This window comes from Arthrobacter sp. IK3 (assembly GCF_051337705.1).
GTDB lineage: Bacteria > Actinomycetota > Actinomycetes > Actinomycetales > Micrococcaceae > Arthrobacter_B > Arthrobacter_B koreensis.
The window spans coordinates 1-23498 of record NZ_JBPPSW010000016.1; the positions used below are offsets into that span (position 1 = coordinate 1).

Annotated in this window: 21 protein-coding genes; 12 read left to right on the top strand and 9 right to left on the bottom strand. The window is 65.1% G+C overall.

Annotated features, from left to right (window positions below; genetic code table 11):
- The coding region (locus ACSLGO_RS17570; protein ID WP_436401588.1) for an HNH endonuclease at positions 1 to 286 on the top strand (286 nt) is incomplete at its 5' end.
- Positions 287 to 946: 660 nt separating this feature from the next.
- Here ACSLGO_RS17570 and ACSLGO_RS17575 read toward each other — a convergent pair.
- From ACSLGO_RS17575 to ACSLGO_RS17595, 5 genes are all read right to left on the bottom strand, one after another.
- Positions 947 to 1813, bottom strand: coding sequence for a metal ABC transporter permease (locus tag ACSLGO_RS17575; RefSeq protein WP_226802281.1), 867 nt, complete (start codon positions 1811 to 1813; stop codon positions 947 to 949).
- A complete protein-coding gene (locus tag ACSLGO_RS17580) occupies positions 1800 to 2657 on the bottom strand; it encodes a metal ABC transporter ATP-binding protein (protein ID WP_436401589.1) in 858 nt (285 codons plus the stop codon). Before ACSLGO_RS17580 ends, ACSLGO_RS17575 begins: the two co-directional genes overlap by 14 nt.
- Entirely contained in the window at positions 2612 to 3592 is a 981-nt protein-coding gene (locus tag ACSLGO_RS17585; protein ID WP_436401590.1) for a metal ABC transporter solute-binding protein, Zn/Mn family, read from the bottom strand. Before ACSLGO_RS17585 ends, ACSLGO_RS17580 begins: the two co-directional genes overlap by 46 nt.
- A 97-nt stretch (positions 3593 to 3689) precedes the next feature.
- The gene (locus ACSLGO_RS17590; protein WP_091603368.1) at positions 3690 to 4760 is read right to left on the bottom strand and encodes a hemolysin family protein; all 1071 of its coding nucleotides are present in this window, start codon (positions 4758 to 4760) and stop codon (positions 3690 to 3692) included.
- Entirely contained in the window at positions 4757 to 6205 is a 1449-nt protein-coding gene (locus ACSLGO_RS17595) for a hemolysin family protein (RefSeq protein ID WP_325787809.1), read from the bottom strand. The genes ACSLGO_RS17590 and ACSLGO_RS17595 overlap by 4 nt, the downstream gene beginning before the upstream one ends.
- 493 nt (positions 6206 to 6698) lie before the next feature.
- Here ACSLGO_RS17595 and ACSLGO_RS17600 point away from each other — a divergent pair, with 493 nt between their 5' ends.
- Complete coding sequence (locus tag ACSLGO_RS17600; protein WP_436401591.1) at positions 6699 to 10517, top strand: multifunctional oxoglutarate decarboxylase/oxoglutarate dehydrogenase thiamine pyrophosphate-binding subunit/dihydrolipoyllysine-residue succinyltransferase subunit; 3819 nt, start codon at positions 6699 to 6701, stop codon at positions 10515 to 10517.
- A gap of 92 nt (positions 10518 to 10609) precedes the next feature.
- Complete coding sequence (locus tag ACSLGO_RS17605) at positions 10610 to 11209, top strand: GDSL-type esterase/lipase family protein (protein ID WP_091603818.1); 600 nt, start codon at positions 10610 to 10612, stop codon at positions 11207 to 11209.
- A gap of 65 nt (positions 11210 to 11274) precedes the next feature.
- Here the strand turns inward: ACSLGO_RS17605 and ACSLGO_RS17610 are convergent, their stop codons facing one another.
- Complete coding sequence (locus ACSLGO_RS17610) at positions 11275 to 12240, bottom strand: zinc-binding dehydrogenase (RefSeq protein WP_277664800.1); 966 nt, start codon at positions 12238 to 12240, stop codon at positions 11275 to 11277.
- A gap of 143 nt (positions 12241 to 12383) precedes the next feature.
- On the opposite strand from ACSLGO_RS17610, the gene ACSLGO_RS17615 reads away from it, so the two are divergent.
- Positions 12384 to 12458 carry a 50S ribosomal protein bL37 gene (locus ACSLGO_RS17615; RefSeq protein WP_369299106.1) on the top strand — a complete coding sequence of 25 codons (75 nt, stop codon included), beginning with the start codon at positions 12384 to 12386 and terminating at the stop codon, positions 12456 to 12458.
- Positions 12459 to 12546: 88 nt separating this feature from the next.
- Here ACSLGO_RS17615 and rsrA read toward each other — a convergent pair whose 3' ends face one another.
- Together rsrA and ACSLGO_RS17625 are read right to left on the bottom strand one after the other, a co-directional pair.
- Entirely contained in the window at positions 12547 to 12807 is a 261-nt protein-coding gene (gene rsrA / locus ACSLGO_RS17620) for a mycothiol system anti-sigma-R factor (RefSeq protein ID WP_091603356.1), read from the bottom strand.
- On the bottom strand, positions 12804 to 13571 hold the full coding sequence (locus ACSLGO_RS17625) for a sigma-70 family RNA polymerase sigma factor (RefSeq protein ID WP_436401592.1): 768 nt from the start codon (positions 13569 to 13571) through the stop codon (positions 12804 to 12806). Before ACSLGO_RS17625 ends, rsrA begins: the two co-directional genes overlap by 4 nt.
- A gap of 255 nt (positions 13572 to 13826) precedes the next feature.
- Here ACSLGO_RS17625 and ACSLGO_RS17630 point away from each other — a divergent pair, with 255 nt between their 5' ends.
- From ACSLGO_RS17630 to ACSLGO_RS17660, 7 genes are all read left to right on the top strand, one after another.
- Positions 13827 to 14402, top strand: a complete 576-nt coding sequence (locus tag ACSLGO_RS17630; protein WP_436401593.1) for a DoxX family membrane protein — start codon at positions 13827 to 13829, stop codon at positions 14400 to 14402.
- 5 nt (positions 14403 to 14407) lie between these two features.
- Positions 14408 to 15742, top strand: coding sequence for a 3-phosphoshikimate 1-carboxyvinyltransferase (aroA, locus tag ACSLGO_RS17635; RefSeq protein WP_436401594.1), 1335 nt, complete (start codon positions 14408 to 14410; stop codon positions 15740 to 15742).
- Positions 15743 to 15744: 2 nt separating this feature from the next.
- Complete coding sequence (rsgA, locus tag ACSLGO_RS17640; RefSeq protein ID WP_091603347.1) at positions 15745 to 16863, top strand: ribosome small subunit-dependent GTPase A; 1119 nt, start codon at positions 15745 to 15747, stop codon at positions 16861 to 16863.
- A gap of 110 nt (positions 16864 to 16973) precedes the next feature.
- Positions 16974 to 17783, top strand: coding sequence for a histidinol-phosphatase (gene hisN, locus ACSLGO_RS17645; RefSeq protein ID WP_091603344.1), 810 nt, complete (start codon positions 16974 to 16976; stop codon positions 17781 to 17783).
- 8 nt (positions 17784 to 17791) lie between these two features.
- Positions 17792 to 18574, top strand: a complete 783-nt coding sequence (locus tag ACSLGO_RS17650; RefSeq protein ID WP_436401596.1) for a class I SAM-dependent methyltransferase — start codon at positions 17792 to 17794, stop codon at positions 18572 to 18574.
- Positions 18575 to 18685: 111 nt separating this feature from the next.
- On the top strand, positions 18686 to 19783 hold the full coding sequence (locus ACSLGO_RS17655; protein WP_436401597.1) for a carboxylate-amine ligase: 1098 nt from the start codon (positions 18686 to 18688) through the stop codon (positions 19781 to 19783).
- Positions 19784 to 19900: 117 nt separating this feature from the next.
- A complete protein-coding gene (locus tag ACSLGO_RS17660) occupies positions 19901 to 20998 on the top strand; it encodes a carboxylate-amine ligase (RefSeq protein ID WP_436401598.1) in 1098 nt (365 codons plus the stop codon).
- Between the two features lie 5 nt (positions 20999 to 21003).
- Here ACSLGO_RS17660 and ACSLGO_RS17665 read toward each other — a convergent pair whose 3' ends face one another.
- Positions 21004 to 22707, bottom strand: a complete 1704-nt coding sequence (locus tag ACSLGO_RS17665; protein ID WP_325787795.1) for a glycoside hydrolase family 13 protein — start codon at positions 22705 to 22707, stop codon at positions 21004 to 21006.
- 227 nt (positions 22708 to 22934) lie between these two features.
- Between ACSLGO_RS17665 and ACSLGO_RS17670 the strand changes: the two genes are divergently transcribed.
- Positions 22935 to 23432, top strand: coding sequence for a DUF1269 domain-containing protein (locus tag ACSLGO_RS17670; protein ID WP_091603329.1), 498 nt, complete (start codon positions 22935 to 22937; stop codon positions 23430 to 23432).
- Positions 23433 to 23498 lie beyond the last annotated feature (66 nt).

Consider the following 23498-nt stretch of genomic DNA (forward strand, 5'->3'; position numbering starts at 1 on the left):
TATCACCCATGCCGAGATCGATCACACCAAGCCCTTCTCCCACGGCGGGCCCACGGATCACGCGAATCTGGAACACCTCTGTCCTAAGCACCACCGGTTCAAAACCCTCGGCCACTGGACAGCACGCCAGCCGGAGGCTGGAACCGTCGAGTGGAACTCACCCACCGGACGCATCTACGCAACCGACCCAGCACTGGACTACCAACCGACCCCACCGACACGCAAAGCGTCAAACAATCCGGCTGAAAGCGTTCAAGACTCGAAACACGATCCCCCACCGTTCTAACGATCGGGGTAAGCCTCTGGCGACGCATAAAGCCGGGACACGGGGCACTGCGGAGAAATGGGCGCGAGCAGCGGCGCGGAGCCTGGTCGGCTACTAGGTGCCATTGTGCAGAGGCGTCAGGGCTGAGCAGCAGCGCCTCGCCTGGGTAGATGCGGGGCACCATCGAGCAATCGCACGTGGCCTGAGCAGTTGTCAGGCGCCACGGTCCAGGGGAGAGAGGGTCAAGCAGCAGCGCCTTGCCTGGATAGATACGGGGGCACCATCGAGCAATGACACGTGGCCTGAGCAGTTGTCAGGCGCCACGGTCCAGAGGATGGAGGGTCAAGCAGTAGCGCGGCGCCTTGGGCAGTCACGAGGCGCCAGTGAGCCGTGACGCGGCACCTGAGCACTGACAGAACGTATCGGAGACGTGAAACTCAAACAGTGACGCGTCAGCTAAACACGAGGACGCCTTGCAGGCGTGAAGCTCGTGCAGCGGCCCGACGCACGGGCGGCCACCAAGCACCCTGCCAGTTGCCGCGGCGTCGGGCCATTGACAACACCCCGGGCAGCAACTCCCGGCTCTAACTCAACGTTATGCGGTTCCGGAACGACTGTGGAATGCCAGTCCAGTCCCCTGCAGAACCAGCGTCCGGCCACCCGTCCGAACCAACAACCGGCTCAGGCCGCTGTAGCCAGCCGCCGGTTCCTATTCCGGACTGCCATGATGATGCGGCAAACCAGGTAAATGGCAAACGAAATCGTTGTCACGTACGGGCTGATCGGAATCCGGCCCCCAAGAGCCAGAAGAATGCCGCCAACGGCAGAAACCAGGGCAAACATGACGCTCAGCCCAACCACAAGCCGGGGAGACGAGGTCACAAGCAGGGCAGCAGCAGCCGGAGTAATAAGGAGAGAAAGAACCAGAAGCGCACCAACAACCTGGATGGACAGCGCAACCGAAAGACCCAAAAGGAACATAAACACGATGGACAGCACGCCAACCGGAACACCCCGGGCCTGGGCAAGCTCGGGATCGGCACTGGCAAACGTCAACGGACGCCAGACAAAAACCAGTCCAACAACAACGACGGCGGCACAAATGGCCAGCAGGTTCAGCTGGACACTGTCCACGGCAACAATCTGGCCGGTAAGCAGTCCGAACTTATTGGCAGAGCGCCCCTCATAGAGAGCGAGAAAAAGGATGCCCAAACCCAAGCCGAAGGGCATGATCACACCGGTAATGGAATTCCGGTCCCGCGCCTTCAAACCCAGCAGGGCGAGGATCAGGGCAGCCGCAATTGAACCGGCTAGGGAACCAAGAACAACATTCGCTCCCAGAAGCAGGGCCAGGGCCGCACCGGCAAAAGACAGCTCGGCAATGCCGTGGACAGCAAAGGCAAGATCGCGCATCATCACAAACACGCCGATAAGCCCGCCAACAAGACCAAGAATGGCCGCAGCCCACAACGAGTTGGTTACCAGCGGGAGCAGCTGCCCGTAGTCGCTGAAGTCGAATACGGAGGAGAAGAACTCAGAAAGGTCCAAGATCGGCCTCGCTTTCGCCGTGGTGGTGCGTAGTGGCGTCGGGAACGCCCAGCACCACAATCCGGCCGTGGCTGCGCAGGACCTCCACATGGGAACCGTACATATCCGAAAGCACATCCGAACGCAGGACTTCCGACGGCGTTCCGGTACGGAACTGGCCACCGGCGAGGTAAAGGACCCGGTCAACATAGTCGATGATCGGATTGATTTCGTGCGTCACGAACACGACGGCAGAGTCATGGACATGCGCACGGGCATCAATGAGGGCGCTGATCGCCTGCTGGTGGTGCAAATCAAGGGAGAGCAGCGGTTCGTCACAGAGCAAAAGATCAGGGTCAGTGGCCAGAGCCTGGGCAGCACGCAGGCGCTGCAGTTCGCCGCCGGAGAGCTTGCCCACCGGAGCATCCGCATAACTCGTGGCACCCACCTGCGCAAGAAGCTCATCCACCCGGGCACGCACAGGACCCCGGCGGAGGCGGATACCCCACTTGTCGCCGTCGACCCCCATGCCAACCAAGTCCCGGGCACGCAGCGGAGTGCCGGGAGCAAAGGACTTCTGCTGCGGGATGTAGCCAATGTCCTTGCTTCCGCGCTCAACGCGGCGCCCGTTGATAATCACGGTTCCGGCACTGAGCGGCTGGAGCCCCAGCAGCACCTTCAGCAGTGTCGTCTTGCCGGTGCCGTTGGGCCCCAGGACGGCAAGGAACTCACCGGAACTGATATCCAGGTCCAGGCCCTGCCACAGCGTACGGCTGCCAAAGGCCATGGAGGCCCCGCGCAGCTGCACGACGGGGCGGCTCACTGCAGGACGTCCTGGATGGCCGTCACGTTGCGGTTCATCCATGCAAGGAAGTCCTCGCCCTCTGGAAGAGTTTCGGAGAAGTCGACCACCGGAATGCCGGCATCTTCAGCAGTCCCGCGCACAGCCTCAGTCTGCGATGTGGAGGTCTGCTCGTTATACGCGAGGAACGCGATATCCCCGGAGGCCAGCAGATTCTGCATTTCCTTCAGCACGGCAGGCGGGACATCCTGGCCCTCCTCGACAGCCTCCGTGAAATCGTCCGGAGTGACATTGTGCAGCCCGGCGTCCTCCAGGAGATACGCGGGGACCGGTTCCGTCATGGCGACGTCGCGGCCCTCCGCTGCGGCACGGACCTCGCCAAGGCGGTCCTCCAGTTCCTGGATACCCGAGGCGAAGCCGGCCGCGTTGTCACGGAAAGCCTGCTCGTTTTCAGGATCCAGTTCAGCCAGCCGCTCGGCAGCTGCTTCGGCCAGCAGGCCCATCGCTTCCGGGTCGTACCAGACGTGCTCGTTGAATCCGCCGTGCGAGTGCCCGCCATGGCTGTGGCTGGCGTGGCTGTCGCCGTGGTCTTCGTCGTCGCCCTCTGAGTGTCCTTCATCAAGACCCGAGATCTCGACGGCGTTCAGGACGTTTTCCCCGGCCACCGACTCCTCCTGGACCAGGGTCTCCATGAAGGAGTCGTATCCCCCGCCATTCAGGACAACGAGTGCTGCCTCGGAAACAGCGAGCTTGTCCCGTGCAGTCGCCTCGTAGGAGTGCGGGTCCTGCGAGGGACGGTTGATGATCGACTCGACGCTGACGAACTCGCCGCCGACCGATTCAAGGATGCTGCCGTACACGTTGGTTGAGGCGACAACCCGGATGGTGTCACCGTCTTCGCCGGCGCCGCCGTCAACTCCAGCATTCGAGGAGCAGGCGGAAAGCGCGAGTGCGGCAGCGGCAAGGGTCCCGGCCACACGGAAAGGCAGGCGGCGCATAGTGTCAGTATCCCCGTTTCGAGTCTCGGTACAACCTCCGGCGGCACCGGGGCTTGATCAGCATAACGTAAACGCGAATCATTCGCATCTAAGGGGTCTAGCCGCTGAAACTCTCCCCCGAGCGGCGCAGCCCCTGGGACTGGGTAGCATCCCGAATCTCGCCCACCAGCTGCTCGATGATGTCCTCCAGGAACAGCACGCCCCGGGTCTGAGCGTCATCGCCAAGGACTCGGGCAACGTGGGAGCCCGTCCGCTGCATGACCGCCAGCGCATCCTCGATTCCGTCGCTGAGCCGCAGATTGGCCAGAGTGCGGACCTTGTTTTCCGTGATCGGCCGCTCGTAGGCCTCCTCCGGAATGGCCATGACGTCCTTCAGGTGCATGTACCCGGTGAAGTTTCCTGCCTCGTCCATCAGCACAAAGCGGGAGAAGCCGGTGCGCCCAACAGCCTTCTCGAACTCGGCCGGAGTGCAGTCCGTTCGCAGGGTAACCAGCTCATCGAGGGGCACCATGACCTCCCCGGCCGTCTGGCCCGAGAATTCGAGGGCTCCGGAGATGACTCCCGAGTCATCGGCAACCAGCCCGTGCCGGGTGGATTCCTGGACGATTGACTGCACTTCCTGGAGCGTGAAGGACGAGGTCACCTCGTCCTTCGGGGTAATCCCAACAACCCGCAGGGCATGGTTCGCGATCCAGTTGAGGCTTGCCGTGATCGGGCGGACCACCCGCGAGACCATGACCAGCGGAGGGGCCAGTGCCAGCGCAGCGCGGTCCGCTACGGACACTGAAATGTTCTTGGGCACCATCTCGCCGATGGTCACGTGCAGGAACGTCACGAACAGGAGTGCGGCCAGGAACCCGGCTAGATCAGCCACCTCGAGCGGTACGCCCACCGCTTCCAGCGGCGCCGCAAGCAGATGGTGGATCGCCGGTTCCGCGACATACAGGATGAGCAGTGAACACACGGTGATTCCCAGCTGGGCACATGCCAGCATCAGGGACACGTGCTCCATGGCCCAGAGAGTTGTCTTGGCCCGCTTTGAACCAGCCTCCGCCAAGGGTTCGATCTGGCTGCGGCGGGCAGACATAACGGCGAATTCAGCACCCACAAAGAACGCGTTGCCCAGCAGCAGGACCACCAGCCAGAAAATACCGGCGAGATCACTCATCGTGTTCCCTCCCTGCGGCCGGCCGCGGATCCGGCGTTTCCCACTGACCGGGCACCATGCGCGGCAACCGGCTCGGTACCGCCCGCGGCACGCGCCGTGCGGGCCGACGGTGCAGCCGGAGCTTCACCCTCGGCGGCTTCGTCAGGACCTGACTCAACCGGGACGAAGCAGACCCTGTCGATCCGCCGTCCGTCCATCCGCTCGACTTCCAGGACCCCGCCGGGAACCGGCACTGTGTCTCCCACCTCGGCGATGCGGCCCAGCTCGGCCATGATGTAGCCGCCCACCGTCTCATAGCCGGATTCGTCCGGCACGTGCAGTGATGGAATCAGGACGGATACTTCATCCGGGCGCATGATGCCCGGGAAGTACCAGTAGCCTGCGGCGCTCTGCAGGACGCCGGGCTTGAGCTTGTCATGTTCGTCGGAAACCTCGCCGACGATTTCCTCCACCAGGTCCTCGAGCGTTGCCACGCCGGCCGTGCCACCCCACTCGTCAAGCACGACGGCGAGCTGCAGGTTTGCGCTGCGCAGTTCGGAGAGCAGCGAGTCCAGGTGCACGGTCTCCGGCACGCGGAGGATGTCGCTCATGATGGCTGCCGCCGGCAGCTCCGCGCGCTTGCGGCGGGGAACGGCAACGGCTTTCTTCACGTGCACCACGCCGCGGATGTCATCCGGGGAATCGCCGAGGACAGGAAAGCGCGAGTAGCCGGTCCGCCGGGCCGCGTCGATGACATCGGAGACGGGCTGGTCGGCGTCGATCGTTTCCAGGCGGATCCGGGGTGTCATGACGTCCGCCGCCGTCCGTTCGGAGAAGGACAGCGTGCGGGCCAGGAAGTTGGCGGTGCCTGCATCCAGGGTGCCCATTTCGGCCGACCGCCGGACCATCGACGAGAGCTCGGCCGGAGTTCGGGCTCCGGAAACCTCTTCTTTGGCTTCAAGGCCAAAGAGATTGAGCACCTTGTTGGCGAACCCGTTGAGCAGGAGGATGGCCGGCTTGAACACGAAGGTGAACGCCAGCTGGGGCCGTGCCAGTGCGCGTCCCACTTTAAAGGGAAGTGCAATGGACATGTTCTTCGGGATCAGTTCACCCAGCAGCATTGAAAGCAGGGTGGCCAGCACCATTGCGGCAACAACCGAGATGGACAGTGACGCGGCCGCAGGGAGCCCAAGGGCGGCAAGCGGCCCCTGGAGCAGCCGGCCCACTGAAGGCTCCATGACATAACCGGTGAGCAGCGTTGTCAGCGTGATACCGAGCTGGCAGCTTGAGAGCTGCGTGGAAAGGGTGGTCAGGCAGCGAAGCAGCGGCTCCGCACGGGTGTCACCCTCCGCCACAGCGCGTCGAACGGTGGGCTGGTCCAGTGCAACCAGCGAGAATTCAACAGCCACAAAAAAACCGGTACCGCAGATCAGCAGCAGCCCGGCTACAAGGAATAGCCACTCCATCTCAGGAACCAGCCTCCATGCGGAGGCACGTGCGTGGGGTTCCCCGGGAGCCTGCCGGCGGATTACCGCCTAGAGGGGGAGGTTCAGCTGAAGCCGGACTGGAAGGCTCCGATGAAGCGGCCGGAGAGTGCGGGGATCGTGTGCGGGCGTTGCCGGCTCTGTGCGTCCTTGCAGGTGAAACCGCAGTGGATGCAGGCCGGCGCCTAGAGTTGCTGTCCATAGACCTTTCAGTTTACAGCTTTGGCTTCGCCGCACCAGATCAAATGCGGCAGCCGGGCACTGTGCACAATCCCACGCAGATGGCTGAGCAAAGTGTGTCGCATCCCACAGGCGGACACCCCTGAGATTGGCCACTTCGGTTGATCTATAACTAGACTTGCAATCAAGTCTCGGTCACTGCGCACCGGGCCGCACCAGCAAGTCTTGAGGCGGAAGCGCTCAGATCATGGTGCCATCAGGGCAAACGGCAACTCATGGAAGAGGCGTATATCTAGTGCCAGACCAACCCAACCACCGCCTGCCGGAGGAATTCGGCGGGAACGAATGGCTTGTCGACGAATTGTACGAGCAGTACCTCAAGGACAAGAATTCTGTCGACAAGAAGTGGTGGAGCATTTTCGACTCCTTTAAAGCGGAGGACGCCAAGTCATCCGCCGGCAACTCAGCCTCAGGCAACGGTTCCACTCCCCCGAGCGAACTCGGCGCCAACCCCGCCACCCGCCAGCTGCCCGTCGTGCAGACCGAGGCCCAGGCCCCGAAGGCCTCAGGCGAATCTCCCGCCGCAACCCAGCAGTCCGGCAAGCCGCCGGTAGCCAAGGAAGCAGCTTCCAGCAAGGACGAGCCGAAGTCGGCCGCAGCAGCTGCCAAGACTGAAAACAAGCCTGCGCCCATCCCGGCCCAGCTGCCAAAGACCAAGCCCAGCACCGAGACCGAAGAAGACACCGTGACGGTGCTCCGCGGCCCGGCCAAGGCCATTGCTACGAACATGGACCTCAGCCTGAGCGTCCCCACCGCAACCACGGTGCGTGCGGTACCCGCCAAGCTGCTGATCGACAACCGGATTGTCATCAACAGCCACCTGGAACGCGCACGCGGCGGCAAGGTCTCCTTCACACACCTGCTCGGCTACGCCATCATCCGTGCAGCTGCCCAGTTCCCGTCCCAGAATGTTTACTACGACGAGGTGGACGGCAAGCCCGTTGCAGTCCAGCCCGCGCACATCAACTTCGGCCTGGCCATCGACATGCCGAAGCCGGACGGATCCCGCCTGCTGGTAGTGCCGAACATCAAGAAGGCTGAAACCCTGAACTTCTCCGAGTTCTGGCACGCCTACGAAGACCTGGTCAAGCGCACCCGCGCCGGCAAGCTCACCGCCGACGACTACAAGGGCACCACCATCTCGCTGACGAACCCGGGCGGCATCGGAACGGTCCACTCCGTACCGCGCCTGTCCAAGGGCCAGGCCTGCATCATCGGTGCCGGCGCCCTTGAGTACCCCGCCGAGTTCCAGGGCGCCAACGAGAAGATCCTTGCGCGCAACGCGATCTCCAAGGTCATCACCCTGACCTCCACCTATGACCACCGTGTCATCCAGGGTGCCGGCAGCGGCGAGTTCCTGCGCATCGTCCACCAGCTCCTGCTGGGCGAGCAGAACTTCTACGATGACATCTTCGAGTCCCTGCGCATCCCCTACGAGCCGGTTCGCTGGAGCCCCGACATCCAGGTCAACCCGGACGAGCAGATCAACAAGGTTGCCCGCATCCAGCAGCTGATCCACGCCTACCGTGTGCGCGGCCACCTGATGGCGGACACAAACCCCCTGGAGTACGTCCAGCGCCGCCACGCGGACCTGGACGTCCTTAACCACGGCCTCACCCTCTGGGACCTGGACCGTGAGTGGCCCACCGGCGGATTCGGCGGCAAGCCGATGCTGAAGCTGCGCAAGATCCTTGGCGTGCTGCGTGATGCCTACTGCCGTACCGCGGGCATCGAATACATGCACATCCAGGATCCGGAAGAGCGTTCCTGGTTCCAGGACCGCCTCGAGGCCCCGTACAGCAAGCCCACCCGCGAAGAGCAGCTGCGCATCCTGAGCAAGCTCAACGCCGCGGAGGCATTCGAGACGTTCCTGCAGACGAAGTTCGTCGGCCAGAAGCGCTTCTCCCTGGAAGGCGGCGAGTCCCTGATTCCGCTGCTGGACGCCATCATCTCCGGTGCCGCTGACGAAGGCATGGAAGAGGTCGGCATTGGCATGGCCCACCGCGGCCGCCTGAACGTGCTCACCAACATCGCCGGCAAGACCTATGCCCAGGTCTTCCGCGAGTTCGAAGGCACCCAGGACCCCCGCTCCGTGCAGGGCTCCGGCGACGTGAAGTACCACCTCGGAACGGAGGGGACCTTCACCTCGGACAACGGCAACCAGACGAAGGTCTACCTGGCCGCGAACCCCTCGCACCTCGAGGCCGGCGACTCAGTCCTTGAAGGCATCGTGCGCGCCAAGCAGGACCGGCTGGACCGCGGGGACGAATTCCCCGTCCTGCCGATCCTCATCCACGGTGATGCTGCCTTCGCGGGCCAGGGCGTGGTGGCGGAAACGCTTAACCTCTCCCAGCTGCGCGGTTACCGCACCGGCGGCACCATCCACGTGATCGTAAACAACCAGGTCGGTTTCACCACTGCACCGACGTCGTCGCGCTCCTCGGTGTACGCCACCGACGTCGCCAAGATGGTCCAGGCGCCGATCTTCCACGTGAACGGTGACGATCCGGAGCAGGTAGTCCGGATGGCCCAGCTGGCCTTTGATTACCGCCAGCGGTTCAACAAGGACGTCGTCATCGACATGGTGTGCTACCGCCGCCGCGGCCACAACGAGGGCGACGATCCCTCGATGACGCAGCCGATGATGTACTCCCTGATCGAGGCCAAGCGCTCGGTGCGCAAGCTCTACACCGAATCGCTCATCGGCCGCGGTGACATCAGCCAGGAAGAAGCTGAGCAGGCACTTCGCGACTACCAGAGCCGCCTTGAGCGGGTCTTCGCGGAAACGCATGCCGCCCAGACTTCCCCTATCCCGGTCATCACCAAGGACTCCGAAGCTGTGTCCGACCTGGAACGTCCGGCAGCGCAGCAGGAAGGCTCCACCATCGTGGCGCCGGCCAGCACTGCGATCTCCCCGGACACGCTGGCCCGGATCGGCAAGGCCCACGTCACCATTCCGGAGGGCTTCACGGTCCACCCGAAGCTGAAGTCCCTGCTGGAGAAGCGCGAGCAGATGTCCCGCGAGGGCAACATCGACTGGGGCTTCGCCGAGATTGCCGCCTTCGGTTCGCTCCTGATGGAAGGCGTGCCCGTCCGGCTTGCCGGCCAGGACTCCCGCCGCGGCACATTCACCCAGCGCCACGCTGTCTTCCATGACCGCGCCACCGGCGCTGAGTGGACTCCGCTGGCAGACCTGGACCCGAACCAGGCCAAGCTGTGGATCTACGACTCGCTGCTGTCCGAATTCGCTGCCCTCGGCTTCGAATACGGCTACTCAGTGGAACGCCCCGACGCACTCGTGCTGTGGGAGGCGCAGTTCGGTGACTTCGTCAACGGTGCGCAGACCATCATTGACGAGTTCATTTCCTCCGCAGAGCAGAAGTGGGGCCAGCGCTCCTCCCTGGTCATGATGCTGCCGCACGGCTACGAAGGCCAGGGCCCGGACCACTCCTCCGCACGGATCGAGCGGTTCCTGCAGCTGTGCGCCGAGGACAACATGATCGTGGCCAACCCCACGACCGGTGCCTCGCACTTCCACCTGCTGCGCCGCCAGGCCTACAGCCGTCCGCGGAAGCCGCTGGTCATCTTCACGCCGAAGCAGCTGCTTCGCCTGAAGGCGGCGGCAACGTCGGTGGAGGAATTCACCCAGGGCTCGTTCCAGCCGGTCATCGGCGAACACGCCGAACTGGAAGCGGGCGCCGTGGACAAGGTCCTGCTGGTCTCCGGCCGCCTGTACTACGACCTGCTGGCCAACCGCCAGAAGGCCGGCGACGAGAAGACCGCGATCATCCGCGTCGAGCAGCTCTACCCGCTGCCCTACAAGGAGATCCAGGACGCTGTGGCCAAGTACCCGAACGCAGAAATCATCTGGGCACAGGACGAGCCGGCCAACCAGGGTCCGTGGCCGTTCATCGGTCTGAACCTGCCGCCGGAACTGGACCGCCCGCTGCGGCTGGTCTCGCGTCCCGCGTCGGCCTCCACGGCCACCGGTTCGGCCAAGCGGCACGCCGTTGAGCAGGACATCCTGGTCAAGAAGGCCTTCGAGCGCCGCTAATAGGCTAGGTTTGGGTGGGGCACCGGCTGGTGCCCCACCCGGCTTTTAACCCGCCCTTCATCTGGACACTGACGCAACTGAAAAGGGAACTCGTGGAACAACGCAGAATCAGGCTCGCTGCGGTCGGAGACGAACTGCTCGCCGGCCACGGCGATCCCCGCGCCCTGGGCTGGCTCGGCCGCGTGCTGGCCCGCACGACGCCGGATAACGCAACGCTGGAGGCCTACAGCCTCGCGGCTCCCGGCGAAGGCACCGAAGCACTTGCCAACCGCTGGCTGATGGAGGCCGGCCGAAGGTTTGATGAGACATGCGAGAACCGGCTGGTGATCGGTCTTTCGGACCGTGACCTGGACCTGGAGCTCTCAACGGCCCGCAGCCGGCTGAACCTTGCCAACATCCTGGACGGAGCCGCCCAGATGAGCATCAAGGTCCTGGTGGTCGGTCCCCCGCCGGGGCTCGACGCCGAACGGAACCGCCGGCTCGCGGACCTCTCCGCAGCCTTCGGCGACGTCACCACCCGCCGCAAGCATGTCTACGTGGATACACTTACTCCGCTGCTCAACCATGAACAGTGGCGGACAGACCTCGCATCCAACGGCGGAACTCCCGGGCAGGCCGGTTACGGCCTGATCGCCTGGCTGGTCCTGCACCGCGGATGGTTCCGCTGGCTCGACCTGCCGGACATGAACTGAAAACCTGATCAGCACGCGAAAGGCGTCCGCACCCGCGGACGCCTTTCGCGTTTTCCGGAGCCAGGCTAGTGCCGGAACACGATCTTTCCGGTGGCAGCGCCGTCGTGCATTCGCCGGAAGCCCTTGGCGGCGTCCTCAAGGGACAGGACCGAATCGATTTCCGGGCGAACCCCCGTGGCCAGCAGGAACTGGACCAGGCGCTGCAGTTCGGCCCGCGTTCCCATGGTGGACCCCAGGACCTTCAGCTGCAGGAAGAAGATGCGGTTCAGGTCAGCAGGGGGGTTCGGTCCGGAGGTAGCACCGCAGGTGACCAGGGCACCGCCCGGCTTCAGGGCCTTCAGGGAATGGCCCCAGGTGGCTTCGCCAACGGAGTCGAAGACGGTGTCCACGCGCTCGGGAAGCCGCGCACCGGACTCGAACACCGCCTCCGCGCCAAGCCTGCGTGCATCCTCCAGCTTGGCCGGGCTGCGGCCTGCTACCCAGACCCTGAACCCGGCAGCAGACGCCAGCGCGGTCAGCGCAGTCGCTACCCCTCCCCCGGCGCCTTGAATCAGCACGGTGGATCCCGGTGCAGCGGGCGAGACGGTAAAGAGCATGCGATAGGCCGTCAGCCATGCCGTGGGCAGGCAGGCGGCTTCCTCGAAGCTGAGCTGCGCAGGCTTGGGAACCAGGTTCCGTTCGGGCACCCACACCTCATCCGCCATCGTGCCCGGATACCGCTCGGAGAGCAGCGTCCGGCGCGGATCGAGGGTCTCGTCGCCGTCCCAGCCCGGCGTGGACATTACCGAGTGCACAATAACGTCGTTGCCGTCGTCGTCCACGCCTGCGGCATCGCAGCCCAGGACCATCGGCAGCCGGTCCGCGGGCAAACCAATTCCCTGCAGGGACCACAGATCGTGCCGGTTCAGTGCCGATGCCCGTACCCGCACCCGCCGGAAACCCGGCTCGGGCTCGGGCCTCGGGAGTTCCCCCACCACCAGCCCGCCGAGCGGATCTTCCTGGGACTGGGACTGGGCGTACACGGCTCGCATGCTGAACTCCTTTGGTCGCTTGGTTGGTCCATCCTAGGCGACGCCGCCTGCGGCCGTGCAGGAACAAGTCCCGCATTTACGCCGAGGGCACAGTGTGTGGGAGACTGAAGGGCAGAACTTGAAAGCGAAAGAAGGAGGCAGCCATGAGCAAGCGAGCACGCAAGCGTCGTGACCGTAAGCGCGGCGGCGCAAACCACGGCAAGCGTCCCAACACTTAAGTTCGGACGTCCGGCCGGATTTTCCGCGCTAACGAAAGAAAACCCCCGCAGCCTTCCGGCGACGGGGGTTTTCCTTTAGCTGCCCAGGTCAGTGGTCTACTGACTGGATCTGGCTGATCCGGGCAAGAATATTTGCCTTCAATGTCTGCGGCGCCTCTTCGGTGCACGAACGCTTCACGACGGAACGGATGACGCACTCAAGGTCATGTTCCCCTGCGCATTCCGGGCACCCCTCGAGGTGCTCCTTGATTTCCACCAGGTCGTCATGCGAAAGCGCGCCGTCCAGGTATTCATACAGGCGTTCGATGCGCGCGTCATCGCAATCACCCAGGCTCTGGCAATCGCTCATAGTGTCTTCCCCTGATTCTCCGCCGCTGCGGCGGCAGCCTTCTGTGCCTTGCCCTTGATGCCGCGCTCGTATGCGTACTCGGCCAGCAGCTCGCGGAGCATCTTGCGCCCGCGGTGCAGCCTGGACATCACGGTGCCGATCGGCGTGTTCATGATTTCTGAAATTTCCTTGTACGCGAAGCCCTCGACATCCGAGAAGTAGACCGCCAGGCGGAACTCCTCCGGGATGGCCTGCAGCGCACTCTTGACGTCAGAGTCCGGCAGGTGGTCCAGCGCCTCGGCTTCAGCCGAACGGAGGCCGGATGAACTGTGCTCGGCAGCCCGTGCAAGCTGCCAGTCCTCCACCCCGTCCGAGTTCGCCTGCAGCGGCTCACGCTGGCGCTTGCGGTACAGGTTGATATACGTGTTGGTCAGGATCCGGTAGAGCCAGGCCTTGAGGTTGGTTCCCGGCTTGTACTGGTGAAACGCCGAGAAAGCCTTTGTGTAGGCTTCCTGCACCAGATCCTCGGCATCTGCCGGGTTGCGGGCCATGCGCATGGCAGCAGAGTAAAGCTGGTCCACATACTGCATGGCATCGCGCTCGAAGCGCAGTTTACGAGCCTCTTCGGGCTCGGACGCGACGTCGAGGCCCGGATCTTCCACCTGTGGGCTGCCTTCCGGCACATCAGTTCTCATTACGTCCAAGTGTAGAGGGCGTGCACGCACCAGCAACCCGGGAAGGGTCCCCTGCACTGTGTTCCGCTCCTGGACCAGCGAACCTGCCATCCGTAGCCTCCGACTCCGCATCCGACGTACCGGCGCCGTGCGCACCGGGTGCCGGCGCGAGACCGACACCATGAATAACCGCCGCCCGCCTGCGGATATTCCAAACAGCGGGCTGCCGGGCGTTAAGCAGCCGAGGTGTGCAAGGGACCCAAAGGTGCCAGACTAGGGAGTATCCGTTGCGTACGGGGGTCCCGCCAGGCACACCCGTATCATCATTGAATGCACGCCGGTTCGGCGTAACCCAGGAGGCCACGCATGAGCATTGTCCGAAAACTAGCCCGTCCGCTCCTCGCCGCCGGCTTTGCGGCAGCGGGCGTGGAACGGCTCCGCAACGCCGACCAGACCGCCGAGCAGCTCACTCCGACCCTGGACCGCCTGGGTTCAGTGGTGCCGTCTGCCGCAGGTCTGAACCCGGCCGCCGTCGCCCGTGTCCTCGGCGCCGCCCAGCTCGGCGCCGCTGCCATGCTGGGCCTGGGCAAGTTTTCCCGGCTGGCCGGGCTGGTCCTCGCCGCGACCGCCGGCGTGAACACCCTCGTTGAATACCGCAACGGGGACGCCACCACGGCCGAGGGACGGAAAGAACGCCGGACGCAGCTCCTGAAGAACCTCTCGCTGATCGGCGGAGTGCTCCTCGCGGCCGTGGATACCAACGGCCGCCCGGGCCTGGCCTGGCGTGCAGAGCACCTGGTGCAGGACACGCAGCGCAGCGTGCGTGCCATGGGCAAGGATGCCGGACGCCGGTCCCGGAAAGTCACCAAGCAGACCCGCAAGCAGCTGGCCAAGGCAGAACGCGCCGTCCGCAGCACCGCGTCAGATATCGCAGGTTCCTAAGCACCATGACTGAAACATCCGTGCCCGTCGCAGAAGGCTGGCCGGCCCCCACCCCTGGCCGCCCCGTCACCGGGGTGGTCAGGGTTCCAGGCTCCAAATCCCTCACCAACCGCTATCTGGTCCTGGCCGCCCTGGCGGACGGACCCTCCCGCCTGCGCGCTCCGCTGCATTCCCGGGACTCCGCCCTGATGGTTGCGGCGCTGCGGTCCCTCGGCGCGGAAATCACAGAGGTTTCCGGCAGCGGACCATTCGGCCCGGACCTGCTGGTGGAGCCGATTCCAGCAGGGGCTGCCGGCAACACCGACGTGGACTGCGGCCTGGCCGGAACCGTCATGCGTTTTGTGCCGCCGCTGGCTGCCCTGCGGACCGGTACCACGGCGTTCGACGGGGACCCGCACGCTCGCCAGCGTCCCATGGGTGCGACCGTCGAGGCCCTTCGGGGCCTTGGCATTGAGGTGGAGGACGGTGGACGCGGCGCCCTTCCCTTCAGCGTCACCGGCCGCGGCGGCGTTCCCGGCGGACGCGTGGAGATCGACGCCGGTGCCTCCTCCCAGTTCGTCTCCGCCCTGCTGCTGGCCGGCGCACGTTTCACGGATGGCCTGCACCTGGTGCACACCGGGGAAACGGTTCCGAGCCTGGACCACATCGCCATGACCGTCCAGGTGCTCCGGGAATGCGGAGTGGCCGTGGATGACTCAGTACCCAACGAGTGGCGCGTCGCGCCCGGACCGGTCAGGGCCTTCGATGTGGACATCGAACCCGATCTGTCCAACGCCGGCCCGTTCCTGGCCGCAGCCGTGGCCACCGGCGGGAGCGTAAGCATCCCCGGCTGGCCCGAACAGACCACCCAGGTTGGCGACAAGTGGCGGGAAATCCTGCCTCAGATGGGTGCCACCGCAGAGCTCGCCGACGGGGTGCTGACTGTCACCGGCAGCGGAGCGGTGCGGGGCGGCACCTTTGCCGATACCAGCGAGCTGGCACCCACTGTGGCCGCACTCTGCGCACTGGCCGACACGCCGTCGGTCCTGACCGGCATAGCGCACCTGCGCGGCCACGAAACTGACCGGCTGGCAGCCCTCAGGACTGAAATCAACGGTCTGGGCGGGAACGTCACGGAAACGGCCGACGGCCTGGCCATCAGCCCTGCACCGCTTCACGGCGGCGTTTTCGGCACCTACGCCGACCACCGCATGGCCACCGCCGGAGCGATCCTGGGTCTGTCGGTTCCCGGAGTTGTCGTGGAGGACATCGCGGCGACATCCAAGACCATGCCCGAATTCGCGCAGCTCTGGACCGGCCTGGTGGCCGGTACGGAGCCGACGGCGGCGCAGGAGGACTAGCCGTGGCACGAGGCACCTCAGGCTGGGACGAATCGGACGTCCGCATCCGGCCCAACAAGAAGGGCTCGCGGCCCCGGACCAAGGACAGGCCCGCCCACGAAGACGCCGTCACGGGACGCATCATCACCGTTGACCGCGGCCGCTACACCGCGATCGTGGACGAAGACACCCCGCAGGAACGCATAGTCACGGCAGCCCGGGCACGGGAACTGCGCCGCACGCCGGTGGTTGCCGGGGACCTGGTGGGTCTGGTGGGCGATGTCAGCGGATCCCCAGACAGCCTGGCCCGGCTGGTGAAGGTCAACGAGCGCGCCACGCTGCTGCGCCGATCAGCGGACGACACCGATCCGGTGGAGCGGGTAGTGGTAGCCAACGCGGACCAGCTGGTGATTGTGGTTGCCGCCGCCAATCCCGAGCCGCGGACAGGGTTCATCGACCGCGCCCTGGTGGCGGCTTACGACGCCGGCATCTCACCCCTCCTCTGCATCACCAAGGCAGACCTGAAGGATCCCGCGGAGCTGCTCGCCAACTATGAGCACCTGGACCTGGAAGTAGTCATCAGCCGCACGGCCCGGGCCGACGACGCGGGAATCGATTCCGAGTCCGACGACGGCCTCTCCGCCCGCCTGGCCGGAGGCGCCGTCGCCGCCCTGCACGAGCATCTCCTGGGCAAGGTGAGCGTCCTGGTGGGCCACTCCGGCGTCGGGAAGTCCACCCTGGTGAACGCGCTGACCGGTTCGCGCCGCGCCACCGGCGGCGTGAACGCCGTCACCGGCCGGGGCCGGCACACGTCCTCCTCTGCGCTGGCGCTGAAAGTGCAGGATGCACCGGCAGGCAGCTGGATCATCGATACTCCGGGCATCCGCTCCTTTGGCCTGGCCCACGTGGACCCGGACCGGATCCTGAGCGCCTTTCCTGACCTCGAGCCGGGCACGGAAGACTGTGAGCGCGGCTGCCGCCATGACGACGAGGCCGTCAACTGCGGACTCGACCCGTGGGTTGAGTCCGGAAACGCCGGACCGGCCGGACCTGCACGGCTCGCCTCGCTGCGAAGGCTGCTGGGCTCCGGCGGCCTGCGCACCGAGAACCGCGCCCAGGCCAAGGAACTGGGCACCCAGTAAGGGCCTAAGACCCCGGCCGGCACATCCTGGAGGCCTTCTTCAGAGAGGTACACGCCGCGCGCACCTGCGTAAACGTGGGCAGGGCGGCGGCAATAGCGATAAGTTGAAGTATGCCGTTCGTTCAGAACTACAACGATGATCTGCGTCTCGCCCATGTAATGGCCGACTCCGTGGACGACCAGACCATGTCAAGGTTCAAGGCGCAGGACCTCCGGGTCGAGACCAAACCGGACCTGACGCCCGTCACCGACGCAGACAAGGCAGCCGAAGACGCCATCCGCGGGCAGCTTTCCCGTGCCCGGCCGCGCGACGCTGTCCTCGGCGAGGAATTCGGTTCCACCGGTTCCGGTCCCCGGCGCTGGATTGTGGATCCGATCGACGGCACCAAGAATTTCGTGCGGGGCGTGCCCGTCTGGGCTACCCTCATCGCGCTGGTGGACGACGGCGTTCCGGTAGTCGGCGTCGTCAGCGCGCCGGCGCTGGGCAAGCGCTGGTGGGCAGCGACGGGAACCGGTGCCTATATGGGCCGTTCACTCGCCTCGGCCACCCGGCTGCGGGTCTCCGACGTCTCGAATCTGGCCGACGCCTCGCTGTCCTACTCCAGCCTCACCGGGTGGAAGCAGCGCGGTAACCTGGATGAGTTCCTCGGCCTGACCGAATCCGTGTGGCGTACCCGCGCCTACGGCGATTTCTGGTCCTACTGCATGGTGGCCGAGGGCGCAGTGGACATCGCATGCGAGCCGGAGCTCAACCTGTATGACATGGCAGCCCTGGTGCCAATCGTGACCGAGGCCGGCGGCCGGTTCACGTCCCTTGACGGCGAGGACGGCCCCTTCGGCGGCAACGCGCTGGCTACTAACGGAATGCTGCACAACGAAGTACTGCAGCGGCTCAACCCCGAACTCGACGACCTCTTCTAGGACTCCACGTGGCTTCCAGCGGACCCAAGCTCGACGGTCTGCGGCGCCGTCAGCTGGGCGGCAGCTACCGCACCGGCGCCGAACACTACGACCGGATCCGTCCCGGCTACCCGAATGACGCCGTGGACTGGCTCTTTGACATCCCGTCCCTTGCCGGACGGCCGGCAGCATCCGTGTCAGTGGCGGACATCGGCGCCGGTACGGGCAAATACACCGCCGCCCTGGCGTCTGCGGGTTTCGCAGTGCGCGCCGTGGATCCGTCCGCGGACATGCTCGCCCAGCTCTCCCGGTCGCTGCCGAACGTCCCTGCCGGCCAGGGCACGGCCGAACACACAGGACTCCCGGATTCCTCGCTTGATGCCGTGACGGTGGCGCAGGCGTGGCACTGGTGCGACCCGGTGGCCTCCGCGCGGGAGTTCAGCCGGATTTTGGCACCTCACGGATTTGCGGGACTGGTCTGGAACCAGCTGGACGTCAGCGTTCCCTGGGTGCACCGCTTTTCCCGGATCATCCACGCAGGGGACGTGCTGCGCCCGGGGTTCCGTCCGGAACTGGGACCGGAGCTCAAGCTGCAGGAATTCCACACCACTTCCTGGTCCGTGGCGATGACTCCCGAGGACCTTGCGGAGCTGGCGCAATCCCGGACCTACTATCTCTCCGCTCCTGAAACGACCCGATCCAAGGTCCTGGCGAACCTTTCCTGGTACCTGTACGAGCACCTCGGCCATGTGCCGGGAGAAGAGCTGCAGCTGCCCTACCTCACGTTCACCTGGCGGGCAGTTCGGGCCTAGGCGGGACAAGCGTGCTACTTGGCACGGCCCTCTCCCGGTGGGGCCCGGCCCTGCCCTAAACTGAGCCAACGGGCACCCAGCTCGCGGATTCTTCGGCGACCAGGGGAATGCATGGCGACGTTTGGCATTGAAGAGGAGTTCCTGCTCGTGGATCCGGCCACGGGGATTCCCGTGCCCCGCGCTGCCGGGCTGTCACGGGCACTCGAGTCGTCTCCCGCCATCCCGCCGGCGGCACCGCCAGCGCCGGTCGGCCAGGCAGAGTTCCTCGCCTGCCAGCTGGAAACGTCCACGGTCATTTGTGACACGCTGGACGAAGCAGGTGCCTCCCTGCTGGAGGCCCGCACCGCCATAGCCGGCGCGGCCGATGAGGCGGGCATCGGCGTCGTTGTTTCCGGTGCCGCTCCGCGGATTGCCAACAGCCCGGCGGAGATCTCGGGTACCGAACGCTACCAGTCCATGGGAGAGCTGACCGGCGCCGTTGCCGGCGAACACTACGTCAACGGTACGCACATCCATGTTGCGGTACCGGACAGGGACGCCGGGATCACCGCCCTGAACAAGCTTCGCCCATGGCTTGCGACCCTGGCTGCCCTGGGCGCCAACTCCCCTTTCTGGCGCGGCAGGGACAGCAGTTTTTCCAGCTGGCGGCTGATCCACTACCGCCGCTGGTCCGTGCAGGGCTGCCCGCCCGAGTTCGCCGATGCAGCCGATTATGATCGGAGGCTCTCCCGGCTCATCGGATCCGACGCCGTCCTGGATGCGGGACACATTGGCTGGGCAGCAAGACTGTCCGAGCGTTATCCGACCGTGGAAGTGCGCGTAGGTGACGCGCAGCTGGAGGCGGCGGACTCCGTCCTCCTGGCTGCGCTGGTGCGCGGACTCGTCCTGACCGAAGAAGCGGCACCCGGAATCCATCCGGATCCCGAACTCCTCGACGCCGGACTGTGGCAGGCAGCCCGGTATGGTCTGGGCGGGCGGCTGATGGATGTTCAGGGGGACCCGTCTGCGGCCGCGGACCAGGTTTTTGCGCTGGTAGAACACATCCGTTCCGTGCTGGAAGACAACGGAGACGCGGACTACGTCACGGCGGGCGTGCAGCGGATGCTCACCCTAGGTACAGGTGCGGTCCGCCAGCGTGCCGCCTATGCTGCCGGAGGCTGGGACGGGCTCGCCGCCCTGTACGGAGCCTCCCTCACATCCGGTGCCTGACGCCGCAACAAAACCTCAGTACGCTTCCCGTTTGGCTTCCAGGCACCCTTCGGCCCTAGTCTTTTTCAGGAAGTGCTGCGGGTAGTTGCCTGCAGCCATGAATATCTGGAGGGATGCATGGCAACACTGGGCATCGAGGAAGAGTACCTGCTGCTGGACCCGGTTTCCGGGCTCCCGGTGCACAAGGCGGAGGAAGTTGCTGGCTATCTGCACCGCTCTCCGCGCGTGACCGAAGGTGAGATCCAGCGCGAGCTGCTCAGCTGCCAGATCGAAACCGCCACACCGGTCTCCGCCACGCTGACCGAAGCGGAAGAGTACCTGCTGAACTTCCGCGGGCAGCTTGAAGCCGCTGCGCGCAAAGCTTCGGTCGTGGCGTCCGGAACGGCATCTGCACCGTTCACTGAGGACCACTACCCGGAGCTGACGGACAAGGAACGCTACCGGCAGCTGCGTGAAAGCGCACCGGGAATCGTCGGCGACCAGTTCGTGAACGGACTGCACGTCCATGTATCGATTCCGGACCGGGAAGCCGGGGTCCAGGCACTGAACCGCATCCGCGAGTGGCTGCCCGCCATTGTGGCGCTGAGCTGCAACTCTCCCTACTGGCTGGGACGGGACAGCGGTTTCGGCAGCTGGCGCGTGGTCCACTACCGCCGCTGGCCGGTCCAGGGCTGCCCTCCCACCTTCAAGGATGCGGCAGACTACGAACGCCGCGTGGCACAGCTGGTGTCCACCGGGGCGATTATCGACCGGGGTGTCCTGACCTGGATGGCACGGCTGTCAGATTCCTATCCCACCCTGGAGGTGCGGGCCGGCGACGCACAGCTGCGCGCGCGGGACTCCGTGCTGATCGCGGCCCTGGTCCGCGGGCTGGTGAGCACGGCGGTCGAGGAAGCGGGCCGGGGAATCGACAGGCCGGTCCCGGAAGCCGAGCTGCTTGACGCCGCCATGTGGCAGGCCGCCCGCGAGGGCCTGACCGGCCAGCTAGTGGATCCGGTCAGCGCCAAGCTGGTCCCTGCAGCGGACCGCGTCCAAGCCTTGCTGGACTTCGTCTCCGAAGCGCTCGACGCCGAGAATGACGCGGAGTGGGTTCGCGCCGGACTGCAGGACATCCGGGACACCGGTACCGGGTCCGAGCGCCAGCGCCGGGCCATGGACCAGGGTGGAACGGCCGGGCTGCTGAAGCTCTACGGCACCGCCCTCACCGGAGAATAGTGCGCCTAGGGAAGCCCGCTGATATCAAGAACGCGGGCTTCCCAGGGACCAAGCACTTCCTTCCGCCGTTCTGCGCCGTAGTTCCCCAGGATCAGTTCGCCCTCCTGCAGGTCTGCGGGAATGGCCTGCTCGAGCCCGGAGAGGTTTCCCATCACGCCCAGGCTCATCTCCCCCAGGCTCCGGCTGAAGGAAAAAAGTGCCGGATGGTGTGCGTGCAGGAGCTGAAAGTCACCCGTCGCAATTACCGGCAGCTCATGGCGGAGCCGGATCAGCTGCTGGTAGTAGCGGTAGATGGATTGTGGTGCGGCGAGGTCCTGTTCAACGTTGATTTCCCGGTATCTGGGCCCCAGCCCGATCCACGGCACACCGTCCGTAAACCCTGCCGCAGGTTCCGGGGTCCACTGCATGGGTGTCCTGGCGTTGTCCCGGCTGGCGTGTCCCAGGATCTCCAGGACGGTCTCCGGGTCCATCCCGCGGGCCGTCGAGTCCGCGTAGTAGTTCAATGATTCGACGTCCCGGTACTGGTCAACCCGCGTGAACCCGGCGTTCGTCATACCGATTTCCTCCCCCTGGTAGATAAAGGGAGTCCCGCGCTGCATGTGCAGCAGGGTCGCCCACAGCGTGGCGGACTCATACCGGAAGACGCCGTCGTTGCCGTACCTGGAAAGATGGCGCGGCTGGTCATGGTTGCTGAGGTAAAGGCTGTTCCAGCCCCGCTCGGCCAGTCCGCGCTGCCACCGGTTCCAGGACGTCTTCAGGTCCCGGAGGTTTACCGGACGGCGGTCCCACTTGCCGCCGGGTCCGTGGTCCAGGTTGACGTGCTCAAACTGGAAAAGCATGTCCAGTTCGTTCCGGTAGGGATCAGTGAAGAGCCGTGCTTCGTCGACGGTCGCCCCCGTAGTTTCTCCGACAACCAGGTAGTCCTCACTGCGGTGCGCGAAGACTGCGCGCATCATCTCCTGCACAAACTCGTGCACGCGGGGTCCGGACGTAAAGAACGGGGAACCGTCTCCCCAGACACCGCCGAACTGGATCATGCTGTCAGGGAAGCGCTGGTCCTTCGAGATGAAGTTCACGGCGTCCATCCGGAAACCGTCTATGCCGCGGTCCATCCACCAGTTCATCATCGCGTAGATCCGGTTGCGGACCCTGGTGCTCGCCCAGTTCAGGTCCGGCTGGTGACGCGAAAAGATGTGCAGGTAGTACTGCTGGGTCGGTTCGTGCCAGGTCCAGGCGGAACCGCCGAACAGGGATCCCCAGTTGTTGGGTTCGGCACCGGGATCACCGCCGCGGAACCCCAGGCGCGGATCCCGCCAGTAGTACGAGTCGCGGGAGATATTGTCTCGGGAGGACATGGAGCGTTTAAACGCCTCGTGGTCGGTGGAGGTGTGGTTGATCACCAGGTCCATGATCATCTTCATTCCACGGGCATGGACCTCGGAAAGCAGCCGGTCAAATTCCTCTTCGGTCCCGAACACCGCATCCACTTTCCAGTAGTTGCTGATGTCATACCCGTTGTCCCGCTGCGGCGACTGGTGGATGGGCGAAAGCCACAACACATCGACCCCGAGTTCCTGCAGGTAATCCAGCCGCCGGATGATCCCGGTCAGGTCCCCAATGCCGTCTCCCGTGGTGTCCTGGAAACTGCGCGGGTAGATCTGGTAGACCACTGCGTTGGTCCACCATGCCGGGCGGGAAAGGTCCCTCATTCAGGCTCCTGGGTCAGCGGTCCGGGCGCGGCCGCAGACATGAGTCTACGGCCGCGCAACACTGCGGGACAGGGACCGGACGAAGAGTTGGCTTCCGCGGGGCGTCGACGGCCCTCTTCCCTTGCCCGGGGCAGCAGGCGCTGGCTAGCGTGGCACCTACTCTAACCGTCCGTGTGCCTGGCACACGCCGGATAGTGCCTGGATCCCAACTGTTTGGAGCATCTGCCATGGCAACACTCACCGTTTGGAAATTCCCCGACGCGGACGCGGCTGAAAGGGCGACACAGACCCTGGCCAGCCTCGAGTCCCAAAACCTCATCAACGTGCAGGATGAGGCAATCGTCACCTGGCCCCGGGACAAGAAAAAGCCCCGGACCATCCAGGAACACAACATGGCCGGAGCCGGTGCCCTGGGCGGCGGCTTCTGGGGCCTGCTGTTCGGCCTGATCTTCTTCATCCCGCTGATCGGCGCAGCCGTCGGAGCGGCCATCGGCGCACTCTCCGGCTCGATGGTGGACGTCGGCATCGATGACAACTTCATCAAGCAGATCCGCCAGGAAGTCACTCCGGGCACGTCTGCCCTGTTTGTCCTGTCCTCTGACGCCGTGGAGGACAGGGTCCTCGACGCCTTCAAGGATGGCTTCCCGGGAGCCTCGCTGATTGCCACGAACCTGTCCAGGGAGCAGGAAGAGAATCTGCGGAAGGCCTTCGCCGAAGCGGACTAGGCTGCAGCAGCCAGGGGCTGAGAATAAACGGCAGGGCACGACGGCGGGAAATCGCCGTCGTGCCCT